The following is a 15,698-nucleotide window of genomic DNA, read 5'->3' as shown; positions in this document are numbered from 1 at the left end:
ACCGCCTATGTCCGCTTTTGCCCTTACCTATAGCGCCGAAGACCAGTCGGTCGCCCGGCAGATCGCCGCCTCGGTGGGCGGTGGTGCCGTGCCCGTACACATACCCATAGGCAGGGACAACGAGGGGCCCCTGCTAACTGACCAGCTCGGAGCGGTGGGCGGGCCGGCCGTCCTGCTGCTCACCACGGCCTTTCTAACGAATCCGAACTGTCTGCTAGGACTGGAAGACGTGCTTACGGGGCATAAAGCCTACTTCGGCGTGCAAGAGGGGGTGGACCTGAGTAGTCGGCGGGACCGGCTGCGGTTCGTGAGCCACTGGCAGGACCGCTACATCGACCTGCGGCGCGGGCTGGATACCTACGGGGAATCGGAACAACTGGCCTTCGATCGGTACTTGCAAAAGATCCGGGAGACCAGCATCGCGGTGCCCAGCCTGCTTGATCGCTTGGGCCAGCTCCCGAGTGCGCGGTGGGCAGAACCGACCGCCGGCGCGACCGCTGAACTGGAAGTGTTTCTCACCAGCTCCGCACCCGCGGCCCCGGCCCCGGCCCCGCCAAAAAATGAGGAACGGGTAGATGAACTGAGGAGTGATGAGGCGATGGAGGAAGCCTGGGAGTACTATGACCGCGGAGAGGAGCGTACGGCACTCGGTATGCTACAACAAGCAGCGGAACGCCTACCCGAGGAGATCGAGCTACGGTATCAGTATGCGCTGATGCTGGCCCTGATCGATCGCACCGGCGGCGGACAGGCTGCGCGTGAAGTACTCGATGAGGTGCTGGATGACGACCCTTACCACCCCGGTGCACTGCTGCTAAGCGGAGAGCTTTATACGGCGGGCGGAGCGAACGAACGAGCGCGGAATGACTACGAGCGGGTCTATGAATTCGCCCCCGACACACCGGGACTGCGCGAAAAACTGGGGGTCCTGGTGGCCGAGCATTTTGCCGCGCAGAAAGTAACCGCTAGGCAGTACCTGGAAGAAGCGGAGGCGCGGGGGGAGCTCAGTGCAGCCGGACTATACGCCTACGCGCAGCTGCTCGAAGCGCGGGGAGAAAACGCGCGGGCGGAAGAAATGCTGTTTAGCTGCCTAGCCCAGGATGCAGCCTACGCGCCTGCGTACTACCAACTAGCCGTGCTGAGTTACCGGACTGGACGGCGCACGGAGGCCCGCGAGCACTTCGAACGGGCTGCCCGCCTGGAGCCGGCCTTTGCTACGCCGGCCAACGAGGCTGCTTTTGGGGAACCGGCCGTACAAGTAGCCTCGGAAGCTCCCAAACGAGCGGAGCCGGCAGGGGGGCAAAGCGAAAAAATCATACTGATCTCGGGGGCTACGAGTGGCATTGGAAAAGCGACGGCGCGGCGTCTGGCCGAGGATGGCTACCGCCTGATCTTACTCGGCCGCCGGGCGGAGCTACTCGATGCGTTGCACGATGAACTTCGGCAGGCACACGGTACGCTCAGTCACCGTGTGAAGCTCGATGTTCGCGACCGGGAGGCCGTAGGGAAGCTGCTCCACCAGCTACCGGAGGAGTGGAAACTGGTAGATGTACTGATCAACAATGCCGGTAAGGCCAAGGGCTTCGATCCGATCCAGGAGGGTCAGCTCGACCACTGGGACGAGATGATCGATGTCAACCTACGGGGACTACTTTACCTGACGCGCGCCGTGACTCCAGGCATGGTGGAGCGCGGCCGGGGAATGGTCCTCAACGTAGCTAGTACGGCCGGTAAGGAGGTCTACCCCAACGGCAACGTATACTGTGCTACGAAACACGCCGTGGACGCGCTGACCTACGCCATGCGCCTCGACCTGGTGAAGCACGGGATCCGGGTGGGGCAGATCTGTCCGGCCCACGTGGAGGAAACCGAGTTTGCCGTCGTGCGCTTCGACGGTGATCGGGAGCGGGCCCGGATCTACGAAGACTTCCAGCCCCTGCGGGCAAGTGATGTAGCGGAGGCCATCGCCTTTATGGTCAATCAACCGCCGCACGTGAATGTGCTGGACATGGTACTCCAGGGTACCCAGCAGGCAAGCTCCACGGTGGTGGACCGCAGTGGCCGCGAGCGATTCGCTCCGAGAGATTGATAAACGCATGGGAAACGGACCTTACTTCATTGTCGTTGAGGGACTAGACGGCAGCGGCAAGACTACCCAGATCGAGCATCTGCGCGATTACTTTCAGGCACGTGGCGAGGCGTGCTACCTCACGGCTGAACCCACCGATTTACCTACGGGTAAATTTATCCGCCGGGTCCTGCGCGGTCAGGAACATGTCGATCCCCGCACCCTGGCTGCGCTCTTTGCCGCCGACCGGGTGGAGCACCTGTTTCACGCCACGGAGGGTATACTTACAAAACTGGCAGCTGGCTACCACGTGATCAGTAGCCGGTACTACTTCAGCAGCCTAGCCTACCAGAGTGAGTATGTCGATCCAGCCTGGGTAGCTAACCTGAACCGACTGGCAAAAGCTACGCTACCGGCCGATCTGACCCTTTTTTTAGACCTCGATCCCGCGGTGAGTATGCAGCGCATCACCGGCCGGGGTGAGGGCAGCGAGCTGTATGAAACGCTGGAAAAACTGCGGCAGGTGCGGGAGGACTTCCACCGGGCCTTCGCAGTCTACGGACAGGGAGAGCGCATCGTAGTGGTTGATGCAGGAGATGCGGAGGGTAGGGTTGCGGAGCGGATAGTGGCAGAGATACAAAAGCTATAGCAAAATACTCATCCAAAATTTTCTTAGCGTGGTCAAAATAATTGATTTAGAATTCTTAACTACAAATCATTCGATAGCATCATTCCTAGTGGAGGATACGAACGGTTACACCCTCGTCGAATCCGGTCCATACTCCACCCACCAAACCTTACTAGAAGCCCTAGACGAACTAGCTGTCGACCCTAGCGATATTCACACCCTGCTCCTGACCCACATTCACTTCGACCACGCCGGAGCCGCCTGGTGGTGGGCCGAGCGGGGCAGCCAAATCTACGTTCATCCGCGGGGTTTGCGGCACATGATCAGTCCGAAACGGTTGTACGAATCGGCCCGCCAGATCTACGGCGACCGTATGGAGGAACTTTGGGGAGAGATGCGCTCCATCGCCGAAGACCGGATCACGGCGGTGGAAGATCGCCAGCAACTCACTATCGGTGGCAATACATGGACAGCCCACCACACCCCCGGCCACGCCTCCCACCACATCGCCTGGCAGCTCGACGGTGAGGTATTTACGGGAGATGTGGGGGGGTGCCGGATCGGTTCCGGGCCGGTGGTGCCTCCACTTCCCCCGCCGGATATTGACCGGGAGGCCTGGGCCCGATCCCTAGCCCGATTGAGCGAGCTAGGGGCCTCCGCCTTCTACCTGACCCACTTCGGGAGGGTCACGGATGTCGATCACCACCTGGAGGAGCTGGCGCAGCGCCTCACCGATTACTTTGCCTGGATCGAACCCTACTACCGGGATGGTAGCAAGGCAGCGATGGTCGAGCCGCTCTTTAAGCGCTACGTCACCCAGGAGCTAGGTGAGCTTGGGGTAGGAGACAAGGACCTACAGTCCTACCTAGCGGCCAATCCCCCTTACATGAGCGTGGTGGGCATGCTACGGGCGTTGCGTAAGGAAGATGAAGGCTAGTGCATCCGGTCGCCCCGCACTTCCAGCCCCGCCAGTAACTCGGCCTCGAAGGCCAGATACTCCGCCCAGCGGGCAGCCACGTCCGCACGCGGGAAGTACTTGCGCGCCAGCTCGATGAAGAGTACGTAGTGTCCCGCCTCGGCCACCATAAATTTATGGTACCACCTGCGTAGGTCCGCATCGCTGACGTACAGACTCATCAGCCGAAAGCGCTCACAACTACGTGCCTCAATGAGGGCAAAGATGAGCAGGCGCTCGAGGAGGGCCGCATCACGGCCCCGCCCCTTGCGGGAAAAGTCCAGCAACCCGTTGACGTACTCGTCCTTTCGCTGTCGCCCGAGGGGAAGTCCCCGCCGGTCGAGCTCGGCCAGTACTGCACGAAAATGCCCCCACTCCTCGGTAACGATCGGGGCGAGCTTTCGCACGAGTTCCGTCCGCTCCGGGTAACCCTGGATCAGCGAGATACAGCTCGTCGCCGCCTTCTGCTCGCAGTAGGCGTGGTCGGTGAGTATCTCGCCCAGGTCCATCTCCGCCAGGTTGACCCACCGCGGATCGGTCGGCAGGCGGAGGTTGAGCATCTGTACGGTAGCGGGGGTCTCCATGGGGCGGGCAGGCTTACACCCAGTAGACCAGCGGGAGGTCCTGAGCGTGGGGCATCAGTTCGTGCTGCGGACGCAGGCGAAAGCCGTATTCGTACACCCCGGCCAGGTGGGGATCGATGGAGATGCTATACGTTGCCTTACCCTGCGAGCTATCCTTCAGTTTAAAGGACTGGATACGCCGCAGTACGATCTTTTCCTCGCTCATGCGCTGGTAGAACAGAGCCTCAAGCACTAGATGCTCGGGATCGATACCATTGGTAGCGATGACCACCTCGGCGCTGAAGTTCTCACCTACCGGTAGGGCGTGGTTGACGGTATCGAGGGTGTTGTTTTCGATCGTGTCAATGCCGTCCCACTTAGCGGCCGTGTCTTCCTTCCAGGCGGCGTAGTCCTTGCCGGCCTGCATATCCTGCTGGCGGACGGCGGCGGCACTCCTGCCCAGCGGCAGGTAAAAGCGCGCGTAGTAGTCGTCCATCATCCGCTTCATGGTAAAGGTGGGGGCCACCTCGGCGATGATCTGCTTGACGTAGCTCATCCAGCGCTCACTCACCCCCCGCTGATCACGGTCGAAGTAGATGGGGATGATCTCGTCCTCCAGCACGCTGTACATCGTCTCGGCGTCCAGCTCGTTCTGCAGGTGCTGATCTTCGTAGGTGCGTTCCAGCGGCAGGGCCCAGCCGGCGTCGGGACGGTAGCCCTCGGCCCACCAGCCGTCGAGGACACTGAAGTTAACCGAGCCGTTGAGGGCGGCCTTCATGCCCGAGGTGCCGGAGGCCTCCAGCGGGCGGGTCGGCGTATTGAGCCAGATATCGACGCCCTGGGTGAGGAGCTTAGCCATCTCCATGTTGTAGTCCTCCAGAAAGATGATCTTACCGGCGAAGTCGGGCTCCTTACTGATTTGTACGATCTGGCGGATGAGGTCCTGTCCGCCCTGGTCGGCCGGGTGGGCCTTACCGGCGAAGAGGAAGATCACCGGCTGGTCCTTGCGGTTGACCAGTTCGCGCAGGCGGTCGCGGTTGGTGAACAGTAGGGTAGCGCGCTTGTAGGTCGCAAAGCGGCGGGCGAAGCCGAGTACCAGGGCCCGCTCGTTGATCTTGCTGAGCACGTCGAAGGTCATACGGGGCGACTCGCCCCGGCGGCGCATATCGACCTGTAGCTTGGCCTTTACGTAGTTGAGCAGCCGCACCTTGAGGGCCTGGCGGGTATCGGCCAACTGCTTGTTGTCGATTTTATGGACGTTGCGCCACACGTTCTTGTTGCTCTGATCCCGTACCCAGTCCTTACCGAACTCCGTGGAGAACAGCTCGTGGATCGAGTCGGCCACCCAGGTGGGGTAGTGCACCGAGTTGGTAACGTAGCCGATGTGTACCTCCTCGGCGGTGTAGCCGGGGTAGAGGTCGGTGAACATCTCCTGACTCACCTCCCCGTGTAGCTTCGATACCCCGTTGACGCGCTGGGAGAGCCGGATGGAAAGCTTCGACATATTGAAGTCTTCGCCCGCATCGTCGGCGTTGAGCCGGCCCAGGGCCATGAACTCCCCCCACTCGATGCCCAGATCGGCGGCGTAGTTATACAGGTAGCCCCGCATGAGGTGCTCCGGGAAGTGGTCGTGCCCGGCCGGTACCGGCGTGTGGGTGGTGTACAGACTGGAGGCGCGCACCATCTCGCGGGCCTCGGCAAAGCTGAGCCCCTGGTCTACGTAGTTCTTCAGCCGCTCCAGGGAGAGAAAACCGGCGTGGCCCTCGTTGAGGTGGTAGATATCGGGGGCAAGGCCCATCGCCTCGATGGCCCGCACCCCACCGATGCCAAGTAGAATTTCCTGCTTCAGGCGGTGCTCGTTATCACCGCCGTAGAGCATGTGGGTCAGCGCCCGGTCCTCGGGGGTATTGTCCTCGTGGTCGGTGTCAAGTAGGTAAAGTTTGATGCGGCCGATGGCTAGGCTCCAGATTTTGGCCTGTACGATGCGCCCCTGAATGCTCACCGGCACCTTCAGCCAGTTGCCGTCCTCACCGCGCACGGGCTCAACGGGTAGCTGGGTGAACTTTTGTGCTGGATAGTGGTGAACCTGGTCGCCGTTCATGCTCAGCCCCTGGTTGAAGTAGCCGTAGCGGTACAGCAGGCCCACGCCAAACAGATCGACGTTGCTGTCGCTAGCCTCCTTGAGGTAGTCGCCGGCCAGCACGCCGAGTCCGCCGCTGTAAAGCTTAAGACTGATGTGCAGTCCGTACTCCATGCTGAAGTAGGCCACCCGGGGCAGGTCCTCCTTCATGGGTTCGGCCAGGTAGGCATCGAACTCCTTTTCCGCGGCGCCTACCCGCTTGAGGAATTCCTGGTCGGCGGCCAGCTCCTGTAGGCGGGCGGGCGCCAGCGTTTCGAGGAGCGCGACCGGATTGTAGTTAAGCTCGACGAACTGCTGGGGATCGATGCTACGGAACAGCTCGGCCACCCGCGGCATCCAGCTCCAGAGGATATTGTGGCTCATACGCGTCAGGGCGGTGAGCTCGTCGGGTGTCTGGTTCTGGATGAAAATGCGCTTAAGTTTCATTTCCTGCTGTGCGGTGGCGAGGGTCATACGTAGTGGGAGTTTATAGAAGCAATAGGGGCGGGGCCGCCGGTGCAACTAGTAGGTGAAGGGCGGCAAAAATGGGACTTTTCCGACGGAATAACAAACAAGGCCCACCTTCCTAACGGAAAGCGGGCCTGTGCTATTGGGTCGTTTTTACGACTAGTAGATGTACTCCAGGGCTACGCGGTCGTAGTAGCCGAACTCGCCATCTTCGTTCGCACCGAAACAGGAGAGCATGACGGAGTTGGCATCGAATCCTGAGGGTGTGCCGGGGATCAGCACTGCCCCGTCGGGGTCACGACCTTCGCCAGTACCATTACAGCTCTGGCGGCTGAACCAGTCCGTATGCCGCAGGCCCATGCAGTGGCCCATTTCGTGGGTCATGACGTGCTCGTTGGTATTGGTGTCGTAGCCACTCATCCCGTCGTAGATCTGCACCCACTTGTAGGGCCGTCCGCCGCTCGGGAATCCTGCTACCCCGCCGGCGCCTTTGTTATCGGGGTTGCGGTACACGACGATGTCGGCGTTGGTCGCCGCGGCGAAGCGTAGGGTGAAGGTCTTGTTTGTGGCCAGCGCATTGTAGTTATTGACGGCCCACTGGAGCGCGGTACGCATTTTTTCGGTCAGGGCATTTCTCCCCCCGGTGTAGCCGATCACGGTGATGTTATTGCGCGATACTAGGTTGTTGGTACGGTACTGCTTTTCGAGGGTGGCGTCCATGGCGCTGAGCTCGCGGAGCTGCTCCTTGGTCAGGGCGATATCCTCATCCACGAGGTAGAGGGTTTCGGTGGTTCCGTCGGGGCGGGTTTCGGTGATCAGGCGGGCATTGGCGAAGCGGGCGGAGTGGCCGTCGACGTGGGCCCGGATGGGGGCTTCGAGGCCCAGGTCGGCCGCCTGCACGTGACCGTCCTCGCCCTCATCGACGAGGAAGCCGGTGGCGGTGGACAGCTCGGTAACCTCGGGGGTGAGGCTGTCTTCGGTACACGAGCTGAGCAGGGCACCGAAGAGGAATGGGAGGAGAAGGAGACGTAACGTCATAATAAGTAAGGTATGGGTGAACCCCAGTAGTGATGGTCGCTGACGGCAGGGCCGGACCCCATCATTCGCCAGGGGGTGAATAAGCACGATAATAAATAAGGGGCTTAGCGGGGGGGGGGGCAGCCACAATTGGCTACGGTATGGGTTTATCCGGGGGGCAAACGGAGGACGTGAGGTGTTTAATATTTTATGGGTTGCTGCAAGGTAAGCCCCTAGGTCGACAAACCAAATATTTTGGTAATTTTTTTGTTATGCCGATAAAATTTGCCGTGGTTTCCTTTTATGGGAATTTGGCAACAAGGGGACCGGTAAACAGTGAAATTTATGATGGCGAGGCAGATGTCAGCTGCCTTTCGAATAAGCTTGAACCTGCGGCCCCGCCCGGGTTGTTTAACTGGGTATGAAAACGATTGCCCTGGTTTTACCGGTACTGATTGGTCTTGCGACCAGCTCGTGTGCCTCGCAGGTGAGTGCGGAGCGCAAGGACGCGCTCGGTCAGCAAGCCGCCGACACGGTCACCACCACCATCGGACCGCTGACCCTCCCGAGTCCCTACAGTACCCCCTCCGTCGCTAAGTCGAGCGAGGTGATCGACTGGCCCGCCGGACGGACGCCCCAGGCCCCCCGGGGATTCCGGGTAGAGCGCTACGCCGAAGGACTACAGCATCCCCGCAGCACCTATATTTCTCCGGCGGGGGAGACCTTCGTGGTGGAAAGTAACACCCGCAACAGTGCCAACCGCATTCTACGGCTGGTCGACGAGGACGGCGACGGAAGGGTAGACGAGCAACGGGTGTTCATCGATGACCTGAACCAGCCCTTCGGGATGCTGGTATTAGACGGCTACTTCTACGTCGCCAATACCGATGCCACCTGGCGCTACCCCTATACGGAGGGGCAGGAGCGCCTCGACCCGGCCGGCGGCGAGAAGATTCTTTCGACCCCGCCGCAGGGATACAACAACCACTGGACGCGCAACCTGCTGGCAAGTCCCGACGGCAGTAAGATCTACGTCTCGGTGGGCAGCGGCAGTAACGTAGGGGAGAACGGCATGGAAGCCGAGACGAACCGGGCCAACATCCTGGAAATCAATCCCGACGGCAGCGGCATGCGCGAGTACGCAACGGGCCTGCGCAATCCGGTCGGCATGGACTGGAACCCCGTGACGGGGGAGCTCTGGACGGCGGTCAACGAGCGGGATGAGCTCGGCGACGGACTGGTACCGGACTACGCCACCAGCGTGCGGGAAGGTGGTTTTTACGGCTGGCCCTACAGCTACTACGGACAACTGCGCGATCCGCGCTGGGCGGAGGATCCCCACACGGACCTGGTGCAGCAGGCCATCGTGCCGGACGTGCCGCTCGGTGCCCACACGGCCTCGCTCGGACTGGTATTTTACACCAAGGACGCCTTTCCCGATGCTTACCGGCACGGTGCCTTCGTGGGCCAGCACGGCAGCTGGAACCGCTCGGAGTTTGCCGGCTATAAGGTGGTGTACATCCCCTTTGATGCCGAGGGCAAACCGCAGCCCCCCCAGGATTTTCTCACCGGATTTATCGCCGACGGGGATGCGGGTAAGGTGTGGGGGCGTCCAGTGGGCGTAAGCCAGACACCGGAGGGTGATCTGCTGGTGTGCGATGACGAGTCGGGCATTGTATGGCGGGTCACCGCGGAGAAGGCTAGGTAAACATGACACTACTCGTCTTACTACTGGGGTTCTTCTTCCCCCGCCTCATCATTGTTCTGCTCTGGTTTTTTACCGGTTGGTTTCGCGATGCCTTCAGTGGCATTTTACTGCCACTCTTGGGACTTATCTTCTTACCGCTGACCACCCTCTGGTACGGTATTTCGGAGGTGTACTTTCCCGGTACCGTACAGACCGTGGGATTGGTGGTCGCCGTACTGCTGGACCTGGGTATTCTAGGAGGTGGAGCGCGCCGGCGTCGTACGGCCTAAAGTGGGATGTTGCCGTGCTTTTTCTTGGGCAGGACGGCCACCTTATGTTCCAGGCTGGCGAAGGCGCGGATGAGCTTGCGGCGCGTGTTGCGGGGATGGATCACCTCGTCGATGAAACCCCGCTCGGCGGCGCGGTAGGGATTGGCAAAGGTGCCGGCGTACTCCCGTTCTTTCTCGGCGAGTTTGGCGGCCGGATCAGCGGCGGCTTCGATCTCCCGCTTAAAGATGATCTCGCTGGCCCCCTTGGCTCCCATGACGGCGATCTCCGCTCCGGGCCAGGCAAAGTTGAAGTCCGCACCGATGTGCTTGGAGTTCATCACGTCGTAGGCCCCGCCGTAGGCCTTGCGGGTAATGACGGTGATGCGGGGTACGGTGGCCTCGCTCAGGGCATAGAGCAGTTTGGCCCCGTTGGTGATGATGCCGTTCCACTCCTGGTCGGTGCCGGGCAGGAATCCGGGCACGTCGACCAGTACCAGCAGCGGCACATTGAAGCAATCGCAGGTACGGGTGAAGCGGGCGGCTTTTTTGGAGCTGTCTACGTCCAGTACGCCAGCCAGGCTGTAGGGCTGATTGGCCACGATGCCAATGCTACGGCCGGCCAGGCGGGCGAAACCTACTACGATGTTTTCGGCGTAGCGGGGGTGAATTTCCAGGAAGCTTTCCGCATCCACGATGCCCGCGATCACCTCGCGCATGTCGTAGGGCTGGCTGGCGTTGTCCGGTACGATGGACTCCAGCTCCTCCCGTACCTCGGTGCCGAGCGGGTAGGGGAGGGTAGCGGGCTGCTCCTCGCAATTCTGGGGGAGGTAGCTGAGCAGCCGGCGCAGTTGCTGCAGACAGAGCACGTCGTTGGCGGCGGTGAGGTGGGTGACGCCGGATTTGGTGGAGTGCGCGCTGGCCCCGCCCAGATCCTCGCTACTTACCTCCTCGTTGGTAACAGTCTTGACCACGTTCGGACCGGTGACGAACATATAGCTAGTGTGCTCCACCATGATGGTAAAGTCGGTCATGGCCGGCGAGTACACCGCTCCCCCCGCGCAGGGGCCCATGATGGCCGAGAGCTGGGGGATCAGACCCGAGGCCTGCACATTGCGGTAAAAAATATCGGCGTAGCCCCCCAGCGAGCGTACCCCCTCCTGGATGCGGGCCCCGCCGCTGTCGTTGAGTCCGATGAGGGGGGCCCCGACCCTAACGGCCATGTCCATCACCTTACAGATCTTTTCGGCGTGGGTTTCCGAGAGCGAGCCCCCGAAGACGGTGAAGTCCTGAGCGAACAGGTAGACCAGGCGCCCGTCGATCGTCCCGTAGCCCGTGACCACCCCGTCCCCGAGGAACACCTGCTCCTGCATCTTGAAGTCAGTGGTGCGGTGGGTGACCAGGGCGCCGATCTCCTCGAAGCTGCCCTCGTCCAGTAGGTAGTGTACCCGCTCGCGGGCGGTGAGCTTACCCTTCTGGTGCTGTTTATCGATGCGCTTGTGCCCGCCACCGAGCTGGGCGGTAGCGAGTTTCTGGGCGAGTAGCTCGTTCTTAGTCATGGGCGGGGGCTATCGGCGGGCACGCCAGGCGGCCGAGGGGTTGGGTACGGTGAGTTGGTCCTGATGCGTCTGGTGTACGAAGGCGGCAAAGAGAGCGGCCACCTCCACTACGGCGCGGTCCTGCTCGGCTACGGCCTCCGGGGTGAAATACTTCGCTACGAAATTGGTGCTGAAGTCCCCGCTGCGGAAGGCCGGGTGCTGGCACACGAAGCGGCCGAAGGGTAGGGTGGTCTCGATGCCGGTGATGGTAAAGTCGTTGATCGCGGCGAGCATACGCTCGATCGCCTCGGCACGGGTAGCTCCGTGCACGATCAATTTGGCGATCATGGGATCGTAATTGATGGGTACTGTCATCCCCTCGCGAAAGCCCCCGTCTACGCGGGCGTCCCGGGGCGGACGGTAGGTAGTCAGCGTGCCGATGCTGGGCAGGAAGTTGTTCGCCGGGTCCTCGGCGTAGACGCGTAGCTCCAGGGCGTGGCCCTTAACAGTAAGCTCCTCCTGCGAAAAGGCGAGCCGCTCGCCCCGGGCAACTCGAATCTGTTGCTCGACCAGGTCCACGCCCGTGATGAGCTCCGTGACCGGGTGCTCCACCTGGAGACGGGTGTTCATCTCCAGGAAGTAGAAGTTGTGCGCCTCGTCGAGCAGGAACTCCACCGTTCCTGCCCCCACGTAGTCACAGGCCCGGGCCACCTGCACGGCCGCCTCACCCATACGCCGGCGCAGCTCCGGGGCGAGTACGGCCGAGGGGGCCTCTTCCACCACCTTCTGGTGCCGCCGCTGGATGCTGCAGTCACGCTCGAAGAGGTACAGGCAGCTACCGTGGGTATCGGCCAGCACCTGCACCTCGATGTGGCGGGGGGCGGCTACGTACTTTTCGATGAACACCGCCCCGTCGCCGAAGGCGGACTCGGCTTCCGAAATGGCCCGTTGCATTTGTTCGGCTATTTCTCCGGCAGACTCCACCACCCGCATGCCTTTCCCTCCGCCACCGGCAGCTGCCTTGATGAGGATGGGAAAGCCGATATCCTCCGCGATCGCCGTAGCCTGCGCCACGTCCCGCACCGCCTCGTCGATACCCGGCACCATGGGAATAGCGTAGTCGGCCACCGCCGCCTTAGCCGCCAGTTTGTTGCCCATCACCTCGATGGCGTGCGGTCGCGGACCCACGAAGGTGATGCCGACGGCTTCTACCTGCCGGGCAAACTCCGCATTCTCACTCAGGAAGCCGTAGCCGGGGTGGATGGCATCGGCACCCGTCTGCCGGGCGGCGTCAATGACTTTATCGATGCGCAGGTACGACTGCGTGGAGGGTGCCGGTCCGAGCAGTACGGCCTCGTCGGCGTAGGCTACGTGGGGGGCGTCGCGGTCCACCTCGGAGTACACCGCCACGGTGGCGATGCCCATGCGGCGGGCGGTGCGCATGACGCGTAGGGCGATCTCGCCCCGATTGGCTACGAGTAATTTCTTCATGCAAGTTCGATGAGGAGTTGCCGCTTATCGACGGCCTGTCCCTGGGTGACGTGGACCGCCTTCACGGTGCCCGGCGCGGTGGCCTTAATTACGTTTTCCATTTTCATTGCTTCTAGCACCAGCAGCGGGGTGCCTGCCTCGATGGTATCCCCTTCGGTCACGGCAATGCTCAGGATCAGTCCCGGCATGGGGGCGGTGATGTCGTTGTCGGCCGTAGCCGCAGTGGTAGCAAATCCGAGCTGTTTGACAAGCTGCTGTAGGGGGCCATCTATCCGAACGGTAAACGTACGTCCATTAACCTTCAAGTCAAGCTTTAGATCAGCGTCATTATAGTGCACTAGCTCACAGCGGTAAGCTTCTCCGTCACGGATTATGTGGTACTTATTTTTACTCAGAGAAATCACGTCCAGCGCAGCAAGCTCTGCCTCTGAAATATGGCGTGCGCCGTCCTCACCGACCGTAACCGTGTATTGCATGGGGGCCAACCTACTGAATTAAACCGATACTCACGCGGTACACTAGCGCGCCTGCATCCTGATCCCGGCGTCCATCCGTACGCACTCGCCGTTCATGTAGTTGTTTTCGACCAGGTACTGGGCTAGCCGCGCCACCTCCTCCGGCTTGCCCAGGCGCACGGGGTAGAGGGGCTGCTTGGCCAGCGAGTCGTACACCTCCTGCGGAAAAGCGTCGAACATGGGCGTGTGGATCAAGCCCGGCGCGATGGCGTTGACGCGGATGCCGTTGCGGGCCAGGTCACGCGCCATGGTCAGCGTCAGACTCACAATTCCCCCCTTGGAGGCGCTGTAGGCGGCCTGACCGATTTGGCCTTCGTAGGCGGCTACGGAGGCGGTGTGGAGAATAACACCGCGGCTGCCGTCCTCGTCCAGCGGTTCATTTTTCGCCATCGCCCAGGCGGCCAGGCGCGCTACGTTAAAGGAGCCGATGAGGTTGATCTGAATGACCTTGGTGAATAGCTCCAGGTCGCCCGGCCCGTCGCGTCCGATGGTCTTTACGGCCGGGGCAATGCCGGCGAAGTTGCAGCAGATGTGCAGCGCCCCGAAGCGGTCCACAACATCATGGACAACCGCTTCCACGGCTGCCCCATCCGTGATGTCTACCGCGAAGAACGCCACCCGCTCGCTACCCAGTTCAGCTACTACTTGCTGCCCCCGCTCCATGTTCAGATCTAGGATGGCCACCCGGGCCCCGAGCCGGTGAAAGTGCCGTGCGGTAGCCTCTCCGAGTCCCGAGGCCCCGCCGGTGATGAGGGCTGTCTTAGCGTTGATTTCCATGCCGCAACCTAGTGGTTTTTGGCGGAAGCGCTGCCTTTGATTGGAATTTACCACGGACTGCGTGGATTTTTCTACCCTAACTAGTGTAGGTACACCATCTTTGTAGCGATCGGTTATGGGAGGCTTCACTTCCCTATACCAACGGCTATTTTGGTCCTTACCATGGGACTGTGTATTCTAGATTGAGACGCTATTTACAAACACTTCCGCGCGCAGCACGAAACCCGTGCTGCGCGCCTTTTTTTTTACCCCAGCCCCACGTCGAGGGTCATCATCACGATGAAGCCCAGTACGAAGCCAAGGGTAGCGACGTCCGTGTTTGCTTCCAGCTGCGTTTCGGGCACCACCTCCTCGATCACCACGAAGATCATGGCCCCGGCCGCGAAGGCCAGCGCGTAGGGCAGCACCGGCGTAAAGAACGTCACGGCCACGGCGCCGGTCACCGCCGCCACGGGTTCCACCGCCGCCGAAAGCTGTCCATACCACCAGCTCTTGAACGGACTCACCCCCTGCCGACGCAGTGGCATCGACACGGCCAGTCCCTCCGGAAAGTTTTGAATGCCGATCCCGATGGCCAGCGCCACGGCCGCCCCGATTGAAGCCCCTGGCATACCGGCCGCCACGCCACCGAAGAGCACCCCCACGGCCAGTCCCTCCGGAATGTTATGCAGCGTGATCGCCAGCACCAGAAGGGTAGTGCGCCGCCAGGGCGAGCTGAGGCCCTCCGCCTCCTCGATTTTGTTAAATAGGTGTAGGTGGGGTAGTACCTTATCGAGGCCGAAGATGAACAGCGCCCCGCTTCCAAATCCCACTGCCGCCGGGATCACCTTCACAAAGCCCTCCCCCGGACTCATCTCGATGCCCGGCGCCAGCAGACTCCAGAAGGAGGCGGCCACCATCACTCCACCAGTAAAGCCCAGGGCGCCATCGAGCAGCGTACGATTCATGCCCCGAAAGGGAAACACGAGCGCTGCACCGAGGGCGGTCAGGATCCAGGTAAAGAGAGAGGCGTACAGGGCAGCTAAGATGGGGTCGATGGACTCCAGGTAGCTGATAATGGTATCGAACATAGCGGGGACTTAGGCTGCTAATACCCCGGCTACGGCAGATTGTTTGATGAGTCTAACTTAGTGCTACTGAAACGCGGCCCTAAGCTGGTCGGCGGCAAAATCCTGTGCCTTGTCGGCTGGCGGTACCACGGCATAGGTCCCGAAAAACTCGTGGGTCGTGCCGGGGTAGAGCTGGTAGGTGGTGGTGACCCCGGCGGCTTCGAGCCGGTCGGCCAGCAACCTACCTTCGGTCTGTAGCGGATCGATCTCGGCCGCGATGATGGTGGCGGGTGGCAGGCCGCTCAGGTTGGCCTCATCTACGAGTGAGATCAGGGGGTTATCACCATCGGCCGGTGAATTGAAGTAGAGCTCGGTGAAGTAGATCACGTTGGGCTTATTCAGCGGCTGGGCATTGGCGTATTCCTGGTAAGAGGCCGTGTTAAGATCGTTATTGGCCACGGGATACACCAGCAACTGATGGACGGGCAGGGTAACACCGCGATCCCTAGCCAGCAGACATACGGCGGCAGCCATGTTGCCGCCCGCGCTTTCGCCGG

The 15,698-nt window shown here is 61.3% G+C and carries 14 protein-coding genes; 5 read left to right on the top strand and 9 right to left on the bottom strand.

Features of this window, described 5'->3' with window-relative positions:
- Window positions 1-7 precede the first annotated feature (7 nt).
- Genes ACOOHD_RS04645 through ACOOHD_RS04635 form a run of 3 tightly spaced genes read left to right on the top strand, consistent with a single transcriptional unit; the run spans window position 8 to window position 3,633 of the window.
- Window positions 8-2,089, top strand: coding sequence for an SDR family NAD(P)-dependent oxidoreductase (locus ACOOHD_RS04645; RefSeq protein WP_420460402.1), 2,082 nt, complete (start codon window positions 8-10; stop codon window positions 2,087-2,089).
- A 7-nt stretch (window positions 2,090-2,096) separates the two neighbouring features.
- A complete protein-coding gene (gene tmk, locus ACOOHD_RS04640) occupies window positions 2,097-2,717 on the top strand; it encodes a dTMP kinase (protein ID WP_420460401.1) in 621 nt (206 codons plus the stop codon).
- 28 nt (window positions 2,718-2,745) lie between these two features.
- Window positions 2,746-3,633 (top strand): MBL fold metallo-hydrolase, encoded by an 888-nt coding sequence (locus ACOOHD_RS04635; protein WP_420460400.1) that lies wholly within the window; start codon window positions 2,746-2,748, stop codon window positions 3,631-3,633.
- Here the strand turns inward: ACOOHD_RS04635 and ACOOHD_RS04630 are convergent.
- The 3 genes from ACOOHD_RS04630 to ACOOHD_RS04620 all read right to left on the bottom strand — a co-directional run bounded on the left by ACOOHD_RS04630 (window position 3,630) and on the right by ACOOHD_RS04620 (window position 7,839).
- Window positions 3,630-4,235, bottom strand: coding sequence for a tRNA-(ms[2]io[6]A)-hydroxylase (locus tag ACOOHD_RS04630; protein WP_420460399.1), 606 nt, complete (start codon window positions 4,233-4,235; stop codon window positions 3,630-3,632). The two genes, ACOOHD_RS04635 and ACOOHD_RS04630, sit on opposite strands and share 4 nt — an antisense overlap.
- 13 nt (window positions 4,236-4,248) lie before the next feature.
- Window positions 4,249-6,807: an alpha-glucan family phosphorylase gene (glgP, locus tag ACOOHD_RS04625; RefSeq protein WP_420460398.1), complete on the bottom strand. Its 2,559-nt coding sequence runs from the start codon at window positions 6,805-6,807 to the stop codon at window positions 4,249-4,251.
- A gap of 153 nt (window positions 6,808-6,960) precedes the next feature.
- Window positions 6,961-7,839 carry a M57 family metalloprotease gene (locus ACOOHD_RS04620; protein ID WP_420460397.1) on the bottom strand — a complete coding sequence of 293 codons (879 nt, stop codon included), beginning with the start codon at window positions 7,837-7,839 and terminating at the stop codon, window positions 6,961-6,963.
- Between the two features lie 400 nt (window positions 7,840-8,239).
- Between ACOOHD_RS04620 and ACOOHD_RS04615 the strand changes: the two genes are divergently transcribed.
- Window positions 8,240-9,526, top strand: a complete 1,287-nt coding sequence (locus ACOOHD_RS04615) for a PQQ-dependent sugar dehydrogenase (RefSeq protein ID WP_420460396.1) — start codon at window positions 8,240-8,242, stop codon at window positions 9,524-9,526.
- Between the two features lie 2 nt (window positions 9,527-9,528).
- Window positions 9,529-9,795: a hypothetical protein gene (locus tag ACOOHD_RS04610; protein ID WP_420460395.1), complete on the top strand. Its 267-nt coding sequence runs from the start codon at window positions 9,529-9,531 to the stop codon at window positions 9,793-9,795.
- On the opposite strand, the gene ACOOHD_RS04605 is transcribed toward ACOOHD_RS04610, so the two are convergent.
- The 6 genes from ACOOHD_RS04605 to ACOOHD_RS04580 all read right to left on the bottom strand — a co-directional run bounded on the left by ACOOHD_RS04605 (window position 9,792) and on the right by ACOOHD_RS04580 (window position 15,675).
- The gene (locus ACOOHD_RS04605; RefSeq protein ID WP_420460394.1) at window positions 9,792-11,330 is read right to left on the bottom strand and encodes an acyl-CoA carboxylase subunit beta; all 1,539 of its coding nucleotides are present in this window, start codon (window positions 11,328-11,330) and stop codon (window positions 9,792-9,794) included. The two genes, ACOOHD_RS04610 and ACOOHD_RS04605, sit on opposite strands and share 4 nt — an antisense overlap.
- A gap of 9 nt (window positions 11,331-11,339) precedes the next feature.
- Window positions 11,340-12,800 carry an acetyl-CoA carboxylase biotin carboxylase subunit gene (locus ACOOHD_RS04600; protein WP_420460393.1) on the bottom strand — a complete coding sequence of 487 codons (1,461 nt, stop codon included), beginning with the start codon at window positions 12,798-12,800 and terminating at the stop codon, window positions 11,340-11,342.
- The gene (locus ACOOHD_RS04595; RefSeq protein WP_420460392.1) at window positions 12,797-13,276 is read right to left on the bottom strand and encodes a biotin/lipoyl-containing protein; all 480 of its coding nucleotides are present in this window, start codon (window positions 13,274-13,276) and stop codon (window positions 12,797-12,799) included. Before ACOOHD_RS04595 ends, ACOOHD_RS04600 begins: the two co-directional genes overlap by 4 nt.
- Window positions 13,277-13,318: 42 nt before the next feature.
- Window positions 13,319-14,092 carry an SDR family oxidoreductase gene (locus ACOOHD_RS04590; protein WP_420460391.1) on the bottom strand — a complete coding sequence of 258 codons (774 nt, stop codon included), beginning with the start codon at window positions 14,090-14,092 and terminating at the stop codon, window positions 13,319-13,321.
- 245 nt (window positions 14,093-14,337) lie between these two features.
- Window positions 14,338-15,162 carry a ZIP family metal transporter gene (locus tag ACOOHD_RS04585; protein ID WP_420460390.1) on the bottom strand — a complete coding sequence of 275 codons (825 nt, stop codon included), beginning with the start codon at window positions 15,160-15,162 and terminating at the stop codon, window positions 14,338-14,340.
- Between the two features lie 63 nt (window positions 15,163-15,225).
- Window positions 15,226-15,675: an alpha/beta hydrolase fold domain-containing protein gene (locus tag ACOOHD_RS04580; protein WP_420460389.1), complete on the bottom strand. Its 450-nt coding sequence runs from the start codon at window positions 15,673-15,675 to the stop codon at window positions 15,226-15,228.
- Window positions 15,676-15,698 lie beyond the last annotated feature (23 nt).

Source organism: Neolewinella sp. (assembly GCF_965214665.1).
Classification (GTDB): Bacteria; Bacteroidota; Bacteroidia; order Chitinophagales; family Saprospiraceae; genus Neolewinella.
Note: the sequence above shows the minus strand (reverse complement) of the source record. Positions and strands in the feature narration are given on the sequence as shown.

What these genes read in the sequence shown, in the direction of transcription:
- ACOOHD_RS04620 (WP_420460397.1), bottom strand. Translation starts at nt 7,839, where the DNA reads ATGACGTTACGTCTCCTTCTCCTCCCATTCCTCTTCGGTGCCCTGCTC.
- tmk (WP_420460401.1), top strand. Translation starts at nt 2,097, where the DNA reads ATGGGAAACGGACCTTACTTCATTGTCGTTGAGGGACTAGACGGCAGC.
- ACOOHD_RS04630 (WP_420460399.1), bottom strand. Translation starts at nt 4,235, where the DNA reads ATGGAGACCCCCGCTACCGTACAGATGCTCAACCTCCGCCTGCCGACC.
- ACOOHD_RS04605 (WP_420460394.1), bottom strand. Translation starts at nt 11,330, where the DNA reads ATGACTAAGAACGAGCTACTCGCCCAGAAACTCGCTACCGCCCAGCTC.
- ACOOHD_RS04585 (WP_420460390.1), bottom strand. Translation starts at nt 15,162, where the DNA reads ATGTTCGATACCATTATCAGCTACCTGGAGTCCATCGACCCCATCTTA.
- ACOOHD_RS04590 (WP_420460391.1), bottom strand. Translation starts at nt 14,092, where the DNA reads ATGGAAATCAACGCTAAGACAGCCCTCATCACCGGCGGGGCCTCGGGA.
- ACOOHD_RS04615 (WP_420460396.1), top strand. Translation starts at nt 8,240, where the DNA reads ATGAAAACGATTGCCCTGGTTTTACCGGTACTGATTGGTCTTGCGACC.
- ACOOHD_RS04645 (WP_420460402.1), top strand. Translation starts at nt 8, where the DNA reads ATGTCCGCTTTTGCCCTTACCTATAGCGCCGAAGACCAGTCGGTCGCC.
- ACOOHD_RS04595 (WP_420460392.1), bottom strand. Translation starts at nt 13,276, where the DNA reads ATGCAATACACGGTTACGGTCGGTGAGGACGGCGCACGCCATATTTCA.
- glgP (WP_420460398.1), bottom strand. Translation starts at nt 6,807, where the DNA reads ATGACCCTCGCCACCGCACAGCAGGAAATGAAACTTAAGCGCATTTTC.
- ACOOHD_RS04580 (WP_420460389.1), bottom strand. Translation starts at nt 15,675, where the DNA reads ATGGCTGCCGCCGTATGTCTGCTGGCTAGGGATCGCGGTGTTACCCTG.
- ACOOHD_RS04600 (WP_420460393.1), bottom strand. Translation starts at nt 12,800, where the DNA reads ATGAAGAAATTACTCGTAGCCAATCGGGGCGAGATCGCCCTACGCGTC.
- ACOOHD_RS04610 (WP_420460395.1), top strand. Translation starts at nt 9,529, where the DNA reads ATGACACTACTCGTCTTACTACTGGGGTTCTTCTTCCCCCGCCTCATC.